11 protein-coding genes are annotated in these 12,616 nt (G+C 69.9%); 9 read left to right on the top strand and 2 right to left on the bottom strand.

The window, feature by feature from the left end:
- Positions 1 to 2: 2 nt before the first annotated feature.
- Together ACIQLD_RS13770 and ACIQLD_RS13775 are read right to left on the bottom strand one after the other, a co-directional pair.
- Positions 3 to 671, bottom strand: a complete 669-nt coding sequence (locus ACIQLD_RS13770) for a DNA alkylation repair protein (protein WP_402608719.1) — start codon at positions 669 to 671, stop codon at positions 3 to 5.
- 19 nt (positions 672 to 690) lie between these two features.
- Positions 691 to 1,728 (bottom strand): aromatic acid exporter family protein, encoded by a 1,038-nt coding sequence (locus ACIQLD_RS13775; RefSeq protein ID WP_402608721.1) that lies wholly within the window; start codon positions 1,726 to 1,728, stop codon positions 691 to 693.
- Positions 1,729 to 1,842: 114 nt separating this feature from the next.
- Here ACIQLD_RS13775 and ACIQLD_RS13780 point away from each other — a divergent pair, with 114 nt between their 5' ends.
- From ACIQLD_RS13780 to ACIQLD_RS13820, 9 genes are all read left to right on the top strand, one after another.
- Complete coding sequence (locus ACIQLD_RS13780; protein ID WP_402608723.1) at positions 1,843 to 2,421, top strand: TetR/AcrR family transcriptional regulator; 579 nt, start codon at positions 1,843 to 1,845, stop codon at positions 2,419 to 2,421.
- Between the two features lie 203 nt (positions 2,422 to 2,624).
- Positions 2,625 to 3,941, top strand: a complete 1,317-nt coding sequence (locus ACIQLD_RS13785; RefSeq protein ID WP_402608725.1) for a cytosine permease — start codon at positions 2,625 to 2,627, stop codon at positions 3,939 to 3,941.
- Complete coding sequence (locus ACIQLD_RS13790) at positions 3,938 to 5,074, top strand: DUF917 domain-containing protein (RefSeq protein ID WP_402608727.1); 1,137 nt, start codon at positions 3,938 to 3,940, stop codon at positions 5,072 to 5,074. The genes ACIQLD_RS13785 and ACIQLD_RS13790 overlap by 4 nt, the downstream gene beginning before the upstream one ends.
- Positions 5,074 to 6,624 (top strand): hydantoinase/oxoprolinase N-terminal domain-containing protein, encoded by a 1,551-nt coding sequence (locus ACIQLD_RS13795; RefSeq protein ID WP_402608729.1) that lies wholly within the window; start codon positions 5,074 to 5,076, stop codon positions 6,622 to 6,624. The genes ACIQLD_RS13790 and ACIQLD_RS13795 overlap by 1 nt, the downstream gene beginning before the upstream one ends.
- A 70-nt stretch (positions 6,625 to 6,694) precedes the next feature.
- On the top strand, positions 6,695 to 7,753 hold the full coding sequence (locus tag ACIQLD_RS13800; RefSeq protein WP_402608731.1) for a hypothetical protein: 1,059 nt from the start codon (positions 6,695 to 6,697) through the stop codon (positions 7,751 to 7,753).
- A gap of 94 nt (positions 7,754 to 7,847) precedes the next feature.
- Positions 7,848 to 8,090 carry a hypothetical protein gene (locus ACIQLD_RS13805; protein WP_402608733.1) on the top strand — a complete coding sequence of 81 codons (243 nt, stop codon included), beginning with the start codon at positions 7,848 to 7,850 and terminating at the stop codon, positions 8,088 to 8,090.
- A gap of 68 nt (positions 8,091 to 8,158) precedes the next feature.
- Positions 8,159 to 11,041 carry a helix-turn-helix transcriptional regulator gene (locus ACIQLD_RS13810; protein ID WP_402608735.1) on the top strand — a complete coding sequence of 961 codons (2,883 nt, stop codon included), beginning with the start codon at positions 8,159 to 8,161 and terminating at the stop codon, positions 11,039 to 11,041.
- Positions 11,042 to 11,115: 74 nt separating this feature from the next.
- The gene (locus ACIQLD_RS13815) at positions 11,116 to 11,319 is read left to right on the top strand and encodes a cold-shock protein (protein WP_017831237.1); all 204 of its coding nucleotides are present in this window, start codon (positions 11,116 to 11,118) and stop codon (positions 11,317 to 11,319) included.
- A gap of 255 nt (positions 11,320 to 11,574) precedes the next feature.
- Positions 11,575 to 12,600: an iron-siderophore ABC transporter substrate-binding protein gene (locus ACIQLD_RS13820; protein WP_402608738.1), complete on the top strand. Its 1,026-nt coding sequence runs from the start codon at positions 11,575 to 11,577 to the stop codon at positions 12,598 to 12,600.
- Positions 12,601 to 12,616: the final 16 nt, after the last annotated feature.

The raw sequence follows: 12,616 nt of genomic DNA on the forward strand, positions 1-12,616 counted from the left end.
GCTCAGCCCTCGCGACGTCGCACGATCTCGCCGATCCAGAGCGGCGCGAACGGCGACGTGCAGCCGGGCGCGGTCGGGTAGTCGGCGAGAACCTGCAGGCGCTCGCCGATCGCCAGCGCCCTGGCGCGGTACTCGGGATGGTAGATGCCGATGTTCGCGAGGGTCTCGTTCATGGCCCACTGCAGGCGCGACGGCGCATCTTTCATGTCCCGGTCGATCAGGTCGAGCAGGTGCGGAAGGTCCAGGCCGTCGGGCTCCTTGATCACCCGTACGGTCGTGAGAGACCACGCGGCGGCCGCCACGGTCGGGTCGGCGTCGTCGAACCAGCGCAGCCGCAGCTCTTCGGCGAGAGGGGTCTTCTTCGCGACGTAGTTGACGAACCAGTCGTTGACCTTGGGCGGACGCGTCTCGCGCAGCATGGCGTCGAGCTCGTCGGCGGTGAAATCGCGCGGGCGGCAGATCAGCAGGGCCAGCAGCCGCGCGGGCGTCTCCCCGGTGGCCCACAGCTCCTCGGCGAGGGGCTGGTCGGTCTTGATCCGCTTCGCGAGCGCCCGCATCCGACTGAGGTTGATGCCGTGGTCGTCGCCCCGCTTCTCGTTGGCGGCGCGCATCTTCGGGTCTTCCAGTGCGGCGAGTTCGCCGAGTGCTTCGGCGACGGTCATGTCGGACATGACTCCAGCGTAGGCGCGCTCAGTCCTCGTCGAGCAGCTCGCCCCTGATGCGGCGGAGGTCTTCCATGAGCGAGCCGATCAGGATCCAGTGCTGCGACGACGGTGGCCGGATCACGAGGGGAGCGGTGAGCGCGGGGATCGCCGAGGTCATGGTGTCCGGCTCCGGCGATGCATCGGCGACCTGCACGGCGAGGCGTACGTCGTGCCCTGCCCGCCGCAGCTGCTCGGCGATCGCGGTGACGGCGGGCTCCTCGCCGATCCGGTCGTCGTAGTGGTCGAAGTAGGCGCGGGTCATGCCGATCGTCTGCGTCACGATCGGGGAGAGCCGGTCGAGCAGTGCCCGCATCTCGCGCAGGTCGGCGCGGTGGGTCGAGCGCCGCGGATTCAGAGTGAGAGATTCCTCTCCGGCGGCGATCGATGCCTCGGCGGCCTCCTTCATCGGGCGCAGCAGTCGTACCTCCAACATCAGCTCCTGCAGCTTCGCGGGCGTCTGTGGTTCGGGCAGTGCGTCGGCCAGGCGATCGAGGCTCGCGGCGAGCTCGCGGCCGAGCAGGCCCACATCGCGGCGGGCCGGTGCGACGAGCACCGGCGGCACGATCAGGGCGTTCACGACGATGCCGATCACGACTCCGATCAGCGTCTCCACGATGCGTGCGAACGCGTACTCGGGACTCGACGAGCCCAGCGCCAGCACCAGCATCGCCGAGATCGCTACCTGGTTGCCGGTTCCGGGCGAGGCGCGGAAGATCCACGCGACCAACATCGCGACGACGATCGCGAGCAGCACGATCCAGCTCGGCGAACCGAGCAACAGTCCGAGCGCGACGGCGATCACGACACCGGCGATCACCCCGATGCTGCGCTCGAGCGCCTTCGACAGCGACTGGTTCACGCTGGGTTGCACCACCAGCAGTGCGGCGATGGCGGCGAACACCGGCAGTTGCGCGGGGAACACCCACCCGGCGATGAGCCACGCGGCGATCGTCGCCGCGGCCGACTTCACGACCTGCAGCAGCGGGGAGCGCTGAGAGGCGCGGATCGCGGTGGGGATGCGCATGACCTCAACGCTAGTCGTGCGGATGCGGTGACCGCGGCTCTTGCATCACGGGGAGATGCGGGGTTACGCTCTGCCTAACTAACAGTCGTTAGGCACCGAGCCATGAGGCGGAAGATGACCAGAGCAACGATCCTCGCGGAGGCCCGCACGATCTTCGCGCGCCAGGGCTACGCCGAGACGAGCCTGCGCGAGATCGCCGAGGCCGTCGGGATCAAGACGCCCTCGCTCTATGCGCACTTCTCGAGCAAGGAGGCGCTCTACGCCGAGGTGTACGCCGCCGTCTCGGTCGACCACACCGCCTTCTTCGATGACCTCCTGCGACGCAGCGCCGACATGGAGCCGCTCGCGCGCCTGCACCACATCCTCGGCGGTATCGAGGCCTACTACCGTGACCGCCCCGATCTCGCGGAGTTCAGCCTGCGCGCTGCGGTCACCGAGTACGGTCCAGGCGGCGAGCAGCTGCGCCAGATCTTCCTCGACTCGGAGTCGACCCTCGCGGCCGCCGTACGCCGGACGTATGAAGACGGCGTGAGGGCCGGCACGTTCGCCTCGGGCGATGCAGACGGCTTCACAGCCCTGGTCTTCGTGGTCATGGACGGACTCTTCCTGCAGCTCACCCACTACACGCCCGAGATCTACCGCCAGCGCTTCGACCAGGCCTGGCGTCACCTCTCCGCGATCCTCTCCCGATGAACGCCCTCTCCCGATGAATGCCGCCGCATCGACGCGGCGGACACCATCACCCTCGCCGGCACGGGGCCACGAACTCCGACCCGGCATCGCATGACCCGGCCGCAACGACAGGCCACCCCCGACCCGCCCTGCGAGTCGTCCGCACTCCGGGAACCCGAATCCCCGCCGACGCACTCGCAGGGCCACTTCTCAAGGAAAAGATGATGACCACCACCGACTATGAGCACGGCGTCGTGCCGCAGGACCAGCGCAAGAGCTGGCTGTCGATCGCCACCGTGTGGATCGCGATCGGCATCGACCTCTCCGGGGCATTCCTCGGCGTCTCGCTCGCTTCCGGCATGGCCTTCTGGCCGGCGATCGGCGCGACGATGCTGGGTTCGCTCCTGCTCGGGCTCCTCGCGATGGCCTGCGCCTACGTCGGCGCCGCCACCGGCCTCTCCACCGCGATGATCTCGCGCGCCGTGTTCGGCCGTATCGGCGGCGCGATCCTCGCCCTCGCGATCGCGATCAGCCTGGTCGGCTGGTACGCCGTGCAGGCGGGCTTCTTCGGTGCGAACGCGCAGATCGCCTTCGCCGAGTTCACCGGCATCGATGTGCCCGTGCAGGTGTTCACCGCGATCGGCGGCGTGCTCATGGCGATCACGGCGTTCTGGGGCTACCGCTCGATCAACCGCCTCAGCACCCTCGCCGTGCCCCTGCTCCTGCTGCTGCTGATCGTCGGCGTGATCGTCGCATTCACGGTGAACGGGCCGGCAGGGCTCGAGGCTCCGGTCGAGGCGACGTTCACGTTCGGCGGCGCGGTCTCGCTCGTGATGGGCATCTTCATCCTCGGTGTCGTGCTCGCCCCCGACATGGCGCGCTGGGCGAAGACGCCGAAGCAGGCGATGATCGCGGGCTTCGTCGGCTTCTTCTTCGGCAACTCGATCATCCTGGTCGTCGCGATCCTGCTCGCGCGCATCATGGACGGCACCGAGCTGATGGCGATCTTCTTCGCCCTCGGCCTCGGCGGCGTCGCCGTGATCGTGCTGATCCTGGCGCAGTGGACCACGAACACGACCAACCTCTACTCGGCCGGACTCTCGTTCGCATCGATCAGTGAGCGCTTGAGCCGGCGCACCGTGACCATCGTCCTCGGCGCCATCGGCATCGTCGTCGGAGTGATCGGCGCTGCCGACTACTTCGTGCAGTTCATCCTCGTGATCGGCACGATCATCGCTCCCTACGGCGGCGTGTACCTGGCGTCGTTCTTCACGGGTCGAAAGACCGCACGCTGGGCGCACGGTGCCACCGTGCCCCTGGTCGACGGCTGGTCGATCGCGGCCTGGGTGGTCGGCATCTTCGTGGCCGTCGCGACCACGAACCCGGCCGACGGTCCCGGTTTCGGCTGGTTCACGATCACCTCGATCCCGGCTCTGGATGGACTCCTCATCGGCTTCGTCGCGTACCTCGCGCTGCTGCCGCTGCGCCGACGTGCGGCGCCGGATGCCGCGGCACCCGTTGCGGACGAGGTGACGGCATGACCGCGGCGTTCCTCACCGAGGCCGACATCGACGAGATCGCCCTCGGCGCGGCCGTGCTCGGCACCGGAGGCGGAGGCGACCCGCACGTCGGCTCGCTCATCGCGAAGCGCCTCATCCGTCTGCACGGACCGGTGCCGCTGGTGGCGGTCGACAACCTGACCGACGACGACTTCGTGGTCCCGATCGGCGGAATCGGGGCGCCTTCCGTGAGTGTCGAGCGCATCCAGGCCGAGTCCGAACTGCTTGCCGCCCTGCGCGCGATCGAGCGCGCGGTGGGACGCAAGGCGACCGCCGTGATGCCGATCGAGGTCGGTGGCGGCAACTCCATGATCCCGATCGCGGCCGCCGCGCTCGCGGGGATCCCGGTGGTCGACGGCGACGCGATGGGCCGTGCCTTCCCCGAGGCCCAGATGGTCACGTTCCACCTCGCCGGTTACGGGCCCGGCACGACCGTGCTCGTCGATCACCACGGCAACGAGGTGGTCAGCCGCCCGGTCGACGGCGGATGGTCGGAGCGCATCGCGCGGGCCGTCACCGTCGAGATGGGCGGAGGGGCGACCATGATCGACTACGCCTACGGCGGCGACGTCGTGCGCGAGTGCGCGATCCCGGGCACCCTCGGACTCGCCCAGCGCATCGGACGCATCCTCCAGGGGCGCGATGGCGACGGCCGTGAGCTGCGCGACGACGAGCGGATCGACGCCCTGTGCACCGACCTCGCCGCGGTGCGGCTGTTCGACGGCAAGGTGGCAGACCTGCAGCGCTCGGTCGACGGCGGCTTCACGCGGGGAGCAGCCGAACTGGTCGGCGTCGGAGACGACCGGGGGAGTGCGTTCCGCCTCGATTTCCAGAACGAGATGCTGCTCGGGCGTCGTGACGGCGTGCTGGCGGCCGTGACCCCCGACCTGATCGCGGTGCTCGACCTGGCCACCGGGATGCCGATCACGACCGAGTCCCTGCGCTACGGCGCGCGGGTCGCGGTCATCGCGATCCCCTGCCACGACAAGTGGCGCACGCCGATCGGGCTGGAGACCGCGGGGCCTGCCCACTTCGGATACGACGTGGAGTGGGTTCCGGTCGAAGACATCGTGCAGCGTTCCGGTGCGCGCACGACGGACGAGGAGGCCGCGTGATGGCCGGCACCTATCGCATCGGCATCGACGTCGGCGGCACCAACACCGACGCCGTGATCCTCGATGAGCGGCTCGACGTGGTCGCCTCGGTGAAGCGCCCGACCACGGCCGAGACGGGCGACGGCGTGGCCGCGGCGATCGACGCCGTGCTCGCGGCCTCCGGCGTCGACGCCGCCCTGATCGGGCACGCGATGCTCGGCACCACCCACTGCACCAACGCGATCGTCGAGCGTCGCGGCCTCGGTCGCGTCGGCATCCTCCGCCTCGGCGCGCCGGCCACCACGGCGGTCCCGCCGTTGGAGGGGTGGCCCGACGACCTGCGTGCGGCGATCGGCGAGCAGGCATACCTGCTGGACGGCGGCTTCGAGGTCGACGGCCGTGTGCTCTCCCCGATCGACGAGGATGCCGTGCGCGAGGCCTGCCGTCGGATGCGCGGCGAGGTCGATGCGGTCGCCGTCGTTGGCGTCTTCGCCCCGATCGACGAGAGCCAGGAGGAGCGCGTCGCCGCCATCGTCACGGCGGAGCTGGGTGTTCCCGTGTCGCGGTCGGCCCGGATCGGGTCGCTCGGACTGCTCGAGCGCGAGAACGCGACCGTGCTGAACGCGGCGCTGATGCAGACGCTGCGGCAGATGGCCGCGGGCTTCGTCGCCGCTCTGCGGGAGCGGGGCATCCCGGCCACCCCGTACTTCGGCCAGAACGACGGCACCCTCATGCAGCTCGAGTATGCGCTCGAGTTCCCGGTGCTGACGATCGGCTGCGGCCCGACGAACTCGATCCGCGGCGCCGCGCACCTCTCGGGCGCGACCGACGCCCTGGTGGTCGACATCGGCGGCACCACGACCGACATCGGCGTGCTCGTCGACGGTTTCCCGCGGCAGTCGGCGCACGCGGTCGAGATCGGCGGCATCCGCACGAACTTCCGCATGCCCGACGTGCTGTCGGTCGGCCTCGGCGGCGGCACGATCATCCGCGAGACGGCTGCGGGCGCGACCGTCGGTCCGGACAGCGTCGGCTACCGGCTCCCGCAGGAGGGACTCGCCTTCGGCGGGAGCACCCTCACGGCTACCGACATCGCCCTCGCCGTCGGTGGTGCCGAGATCGACGGGCTCGACGCCCCCGCCGTTCCCGAGGCGGTCGGCTCCGCGGCGTGGACCGCGATGCGCGAGATCCTCGAGGACTCGATCGATCGGATGAAGCCCAACGCCGCGCCGGTGCCGGTGATCCTGGTCGGCGGGGGCGGCATCATCGCCCCGACTGCCCTCGACGGCGTCGCCGAGTTGATCCGCCCCGACCACTTCGGTGCCGCCAACGCGGTGGGCGCGGCCCTGGGCGAGGTCGCCGGCCAGATCGAGAAGATCTACCGCGTCGATCCCACCGACCAGCGGGCGTCCCGGGCGGATGCGGCCGCCGAGGCGACCGAGCGCGCCCGGCTCGCCGGAGCCGATCCCGCGACCATCGAGGTCGTCGCGGTGGAAGAGCTGCCGGTGGCCTACTCCGACGGCACGGCCGTGCTCATCCGTGCCAGAGCGGTGGGTCGCCTGGCGGCCTGACTCCCTGCCGGCGGCATCGCCTCGGGCGGGCGGGGTTCCGTCCGTCCGAGGTGCGTGCTTGCATGGGCGCATGGAGCGGGACGCGAAGCTGCGTGGCGAGACGAGAGCGGTCTGGGCGACCGCGATCTGCTTCGTGATCGGCACGGCGCTCGGCATGCTCGTCCTGGTTGGTGATGCGCGCCCGCTCACGGGCGAGGGCTCGATCGCGATGCCGGCCGCGGTGATCGCGGGTGTGATCGCCGCCGGCGCGTTCCTCACGAGCACACTGATGCATCGTCGCGGGGAGACGATGCCGATGCCGCGGTGGCAGGCAGTGGTGTCGAACCTCTCGGCGGGTGCCCTGACCGTCGCGTTCGGAGCCGTCACGGTGATGGGGGTGCTGCTCACCGCCGAGATCCTCGCTTCCGGACTCCAGGGGCTGCAGCTCTCGGCGATCGGCGGCGGGCTCCTGACCGGTGTGGCCGCGGCGGTCGGCGGGCGCTTCGCCTTCGGAGCCGGCGTCGACCTGCGCACCGCTGACCTCGCCGCGCTCCTGTTCGGGTTCCTCGTGATCGGCACGCTCTTCGCCATGATCACGGCCGCCGATCCGCGCTGGTGGGAGCTGAACTTCTCGCAGCTCGGTGCGAGGTCGTGGGCGTTCAACGGCACCCTCTTGGTCGCGGGGCTTCTCATCGCGACCGTCGGCTCGTATATCGGCCGTGACCTGCACAGGCTGCTCGGCGACCCCGTTCTCTCCCGCATCGCACTCGTCGTGATGCTGTGGGCGGCGACGGGCGTCGCGCTCGCGGCGGTGGGGCTGCTGCCGCTGCACCGTATGCCGATCCCTCACGACGTTGCCGCGATCTCCACGCTCGTGCTCTTCGCCACGGCCGCGGCGACCACCGTGGCATCGGTGCCCGGGCGGCCACGTGCACTGCTGGTCACCTCGATCGGCGTCGCTCTGCTCCTGGTGGTCGCGATCGTGCTGTGGGTTCCGTTCGGGCTGTATTCGGCCACCGCCGTCGAGGCCGTCGTCGTCGGACTCGGGCTCCTGTGGATGGCGACCCTCGTGCGCGTTCTCGCGATCCTGGTGCCGGAGGGATCTCGTCCTTCGGCGCGTCCGTCGCTGATGCGCGCCCGGCATCCCTAGTGCGGCATGCACGAAAGATAGGGCAACTGCCCGATGCCCCGGGGGTGCCTCAGAGCGGACTGTAGGGATACAGCGAACCGTCGAGGAGAAACCCATGTTCGAGCACCCGTACCTCAGCCAGCAGCTCACCCGGCACGACACCGAGCAGATGGAGCGTGCCGCCGCGCGTCGGCTGTTCCTGATCGAGCACGCCGACCAGATCGTGCCGCGTCCGGATGGAGCGATCCGGCGGATGGTCCGCCGGACGTTCGGCCGCACGCCTCGCGCCGCCGTGACGGCACCCGCGAAGGCTCGCGTCTCGGCCGGTTGCGACTCCGCGGCCGTCGCGGCGCGGTGAGCGCCCTCATCACAGAGAGCGCGCCGCGGACCGCCCCGAATGTCGGTCGGGGGTGGGACGATGAATCCATGCCCCCTTCCGCGTCGAGCGCTGCGATGGTCGGCCGCGAGGCCGAGCTCACCGAGGTCCGCCGAGCATTCGCCGGCGTGCGCGACGGCGTCCCCGCGGCGCTGCTCGTCGAGGGCGAGGCGGGCATCGGCAAGTCCCGGCTGCTGCGCGAGTTCGCGGCCGAGATCGAGCAGACCGCCGATGTGCACGTGGGCTGGTGCCTCGACCTCGGTGCTTCGCGCACGCCCTACGGTCCGCTCACCGGCATCCTTCGCTCGATCGTCACGCGCATGGGCGTCGACAGGGTCCGCGAGTCTGTGGGGGTGGGCGCTGAAGCGCTCGGCATGCTCCTGCCCGAACTCGTCGACTCTCCGACCGACCGCGATCGCACCAGTCCCGAGCGCCTGCGCGACGCGATCGCCTCCCTCATCGAGGCGGCCGCTGAACGCGCCCCCCAGGTGCTCGTGGTCGAAGACCTGCACTGGGCCGACGAGTCGACGCTCGCCATCCTCTCCTTCCTGCTGCGGGCGCTGAGCCGTGGCCGCATCCTGCTGCTCCTCACCTGCCGCACCGACGATGTGCGCCGAGGGGATGCGGTGAGCCGCTTCCTCGGCGAGGCGACGCGCGCACGACTGCTCGAACGGCTCACTCTGGGCCGGCTCGACGAGGCCGCCGTGCGCGAGCTGGCCGAGCAGATCACCGGCCGGGCGCTCACCGAGAGCGCGCTCGATCGCATGCAGGAGCGGGCCGAGGGTGTCCCGTTCTTCATCGAAGAGATCGCCGGGTGCGCGAACGGTCCGCTTCCCGACGGTCTCCGCGATCTGCTGCTCGCCCGCTTCGACCGGCTCGGCGACGATGCGCGGCACGTCGTGCAGGTCGTGTCCGGCGCCGAGCGGCCGCTGTCGCATCCGCTGATCACGAGCCTCGTCGATCTGCCGGAGCAGCGGCTCGACGAGGCGATCCGTGAGGCGACCCGCAGCGGCATCCTCGTCGTGGGCGACGACGACTACCGGTTCCGTCATGCCCTGTTGCGCGAGGCCGTGCACGACGACCTGCTCCCCGGCGAGCGGGCGCGCCTGCATCGCGCCTATGCCGAGGCGCTCGAGGCGCAGTGCGCGGGGTCCGACACCAGCGATGCCGCGGCCCTCGCCTATCACTGGCAGCTCGCGCAAGACGATCGCAAGGCCCTCGTCGCCGCCGCCGACGCCATGCGCCACGCGAAGGGGCAGTACGCGTTCGCGAGCGCGGCCCGCTTCGGTGAGTTGGCGCTGGAACTGTGGCCGCTCGTGCCCGACGCGGCCGCGGCGGCGCGCGTCGAGCGCCTCGACCTGCTCCTGGTGCTCGGCTCCATCCTGCGCAACGCCGGCGATGGCGAACGAGCCCTCGCCGTCGCCAACGTCGCGCTCGACGAGGTCGATCCGCAGACCGTCGACCCTCGACTGCACGCCCGGCTGCTCCGGAACAAGGCGCTCTACCTCGTCAACCTCGGGCGTCTCGGGGCGATCCCGCTGCTGCAACAGGCCCTGTCCATCGCGGAGGAGCGCGTCGGAGACGAGGTGTTCCGGGCCGAGCTGCTCAACCAGCTCGCGAGCCGGCGCATGATCGCGGGCGACCGAGAAGAGGCGATCCGCCTCGCGGACGAGGCCGAGCGCGGGGCGGCAGGCGGCGAGTCCACTGATCAGCTCTCGATCGCCGCGAACGTGCGAGGCGGTTCCCTGGCGCACCTCGGTCGTGTCGACGAGGGCGTGCGCGAGTACGAGCGGGCGCGTGTGCTCGCGACGGGGTCGACCGCCGAGATGCGCTATCGGGTGAACTACTCCGATCTGCTCACGCTGCTGGGTCGATATCGCGAGGCGGTCGAGGTCGCCGAAGAGGGTCTGCGGCGTGCCCGCGAACTCCGTGTCGAGCGCACATCGGGGTCGATCATGGCGCAGAACATGGTGGTGCCCCTGCTCGAACTCGGCGAGATCGAGCGCGTGGAAGAGATGCTGTCGCGCGACTTCGTGCAGGGAACCCTGCGCGTGTTCCGCATGTACATGAGCATGACGCGCGTGCGGGTGCTGGCCTGGCGCGGCCGGTCGGCCGAGGCTGCCGAGCTGTTGCAGGCGTGGTTGCCCGCGTTCGAGGAGACCGGCGTCTCGGAGCGCCAGATCTGGTACGACCGGATCATGATGATGGTCGCGGTGGCCGAGAGCGAGGGGAATCTGCGGGGAGCGCTCGACACCATCCTCGAGATGCTGCACGACGATCAGCCCGCCCTCCTGCACCAGCGTCGGCTGCTGCTGGAAGGCGGGGCGATCGTCGCCGAGCTGCGCGCGGAGGGGGCCGATGTCGCGGCGGCGTCCGACGCCATCCGCGGCGCCTGGCTCGCGCAACCCGCACAGCTGCAGGACGATGCATGGTCGACCATTCTCGACGCGTTGCTCGATCCCCGCCTCGACGCGCTGGATGACGCGCTCCACCGTGCCGAGGGAGAAGACGTGCCGGTCGTCTTCCGCGCCGTGCTCCGCCTCGAACGTGCCCGACTGCTGGTTCACGACGGTGAGCGCACCGCTGCGGCGTCGGTGCTCGCAGAGGCCGCCGACTTCGCGGAGGCACTCGGGAACGCGCAGCTGCAGGCGGCGGTCTCGCGGTTCGCCACCGATGCCGGGCTGCGCGCCCCCACCGATTCGCTGTCGGGTGACGACCTGCTCACGGCGCGCGAGAAGCAGGTGCTCGAGCTGATCGCCGAAGGGCTGAGCAACCGGCAGATCGGCGAGCGGCTGTTCATCAGCGTGAAGACCGTGAGCGTGCATGTCTCGGCAGTGCTGCGCAAACTCGGCGTGAGCACACGCACCGAAGCCGCCCTCGTGCAGAAGAATCGACAGTTCCGTGTTCCTGCTCAGCCTGCCGTGGTAGCGTGACTGTGCGCGCGTCTCGGATGTTCCGATTCGGCGTAGGCCGTGTAAACGGCTAAGTCAACAGAAAGTAGAAACACATGGCCACTGGCACTGTGAAATGGTTCAACGCGGAAAAGGGCTTCGGCTTCATCGCTCCCGATGACGGCTCGGACGACCTCTTCGCCCACTACTCGGCTATCGCCGGCTCCGGTTTCAAGGAGCTCCGCGAGAACCAGAAGGTCGAATTCGACGCTGAGCGTGGCCCCAAGGGCATGCAGGCGGCGAACATCCGCGCTCTCTGAGCGCGCGCTGACTTCCTGAAACCGGTCGGACCCTCACGGGTCCGGCCGGTTTTTTTGTGCACCCGCAGCTCTCGAATCGTGTGGATGGTCCTCTTCGGCGGCGATTTGCAGCGAATCGCGCGATTCGCAGGGCGGCCGGCGGCAGGAGCCCATGGTGAGGTTCCCCTAACCTCCGTGTTAGATTAGGCCAGGCTTACCAAAGGCTGGGCGCAGCGCTTCTGCCGCCCCCTCACCCCGAACCCGAAGGGAACGCCTGTGCGCACCTCTCGAATCCTCGCCATCGGCGCGGCCGCCGCGCTCGCCATCGGCCTCTCCGCCTGTGCGTCCTCCGCCCCGGAGTCGACCTCGACGGCCGGCGGCAACCCCGCATCCGACGACGCCTTCCCCGTCACCGTCGAGCACGTGTACGGCGAGACCACGATCACCGAGAAGCCCGAGCGCGTCGCTACCGTCGCATGGGCGAACCACGAGGTGCCGCTGGCCCTGGGCATCGTTCCGGTCGGCATGAGCAAGGCCGCCTGGGGCGACGACGACGACAACGGCGTGCTGCCCTGGGTCGAGGAGAAGCTCGACGAGCTGGGCGCGAAGACGCCGGTGCTGTTCGACGAGACCGACGGCATCGACTACGAGGCCGTCGCCGACACCGAGCCCGACGTGATCCTGGCCGCATACTCCGGACTGACGCAGGAGGAGTACGACACCCTCTCCAAGATCGCTCCGGTCATCGCCTACCCGAAGATCGCCTGGGGCACCTCGGTCAGCGACATGATCGAGATGGACTCCAAGGCCCTCGGCCTCGAGAACGAGGGCAAGGCCCTGATCGAGCAGCTGGATGCCGACGCCCAGACGGCGCTCGAGGCGAACAGCGTGCTGAAGGACAAGAAGGTCCTCTTCTCCTACATCGATCCGACCGACCTCAGCCAGATCGGCTACTACACGGCGATCGACACCCGCCCCGGCTACCTGCACGACCTCGGACTGCCGTTCCCCTCGATCGTCGAGGAGAACAAGGACAGCGACCAGTTCTACCTGACGGTCAGCGCGGAAGAGGCGCAGAAGTTCGACGACGTCGACCTCTTCGTCACGTACGGCGACGAGTCGATCATCCCGCTCCTGCAGGCCGACCCGCTGCTGTCGAAGATCCCGGCGATCGCCGAGGGGCGCATCGCGGTCCTTCCCGACGCCACCCCCATCGCGGCCTCCGCGAACCCGTCGCCGCTGTCGATTCCGTGGGGTCTCGACGACTACCTCGCGCTCCTGGCTGCACCGCTCGCTCCGTAGTCGTTCGATCCGCCGC

This window comes from Microbacterium sp. NPDC091662 (assembly GCF_044756705.1).
Classification (GTDB): Bacteria; Actinomycetota; Actinomycetes; order Actinomycetales; family Microbacteriaceae; genus Microbacterium.

What these genes read in the sequence shown, in the direction of transcription:
- ACIQLD_RS13770 (WP_402608719.1), bottom strand. Translation starts at nt 671, where the DNA reads ATGTCCGACATGACCGTCGCCGAAGCACTCGGCGAACTCGCCGCACTG.
- ACIQLD_RS13775 (WP_402608721.1), bottom strand. Translation starts at nt 1,728, where the DNA reads ATGCGCATCCCCACCGCGATCCGCGCCTCTCAGCGCTCCCCGCTGCTG.
- ACIQLD_RS13780 (WP_402608723.1), top strand. Translation starts at nt 1,843, where the DNA reads ATGACCAGAGCAACGATCCTCGCGGAGGCCCGCACGATCTTCGCGCGC.
- ACIQLD_RS13785 (WP_402608725.1), top strand. Translation starts at nt 2,625, where the DNA reads ATGACCACCACCGACTATGAGCACGGCGTCGTGCCGCAGGACCAGCGC.
- ACIQLD_RS13790 (WP_402608727.1), top strand. Translation starts at nt 3,938, where the DNA reads ATGACCGCGGCGTTCCTCACCGAGGCCGACATCGACGAGATCGCCCTC.
- ACIQLD_RS13795 (WP_402608729.1), top strand. Translation starts at nt 5,074, where the DNA reads ATGGCCGGCACCTATCGCATCGGCATCGACGTCGGCGGCACCAACACC.
- ACIQLD_RS13800 (WP_402608731.1), top strand. Translation starts at nt 6,695, where the DNA reads ATGGAGCGGGACGCGAAGCTGCGTGGCGAGACGAGAGCGGTCTGGGCG.
- ACIQLD_RS13805 (WP_402608733.1), top strand. Translation starts at nt 7,848, where the DNA reads ATGTTCGAGCACCCGTACCTCAGCCAGCAGCTCACCCGGCACGACACC.
- ACIQLD_RS13810 (WP_402608735.1), top strand. Translation starts at nt 8,159, where the DNA reads ATGCCCCCTTCCGCGTCGAGCGCTGCGATGGTCGGCCGCGAGGCCGAG.
- ACIQLD_RS13815 (WP_017831237.1), top strand. Translation starts at nt 11,116, where the DNA reads ATGGCCACTGGCACTGTGAAATGGTTCAACGCGGAAAAGGGCTTCGGC.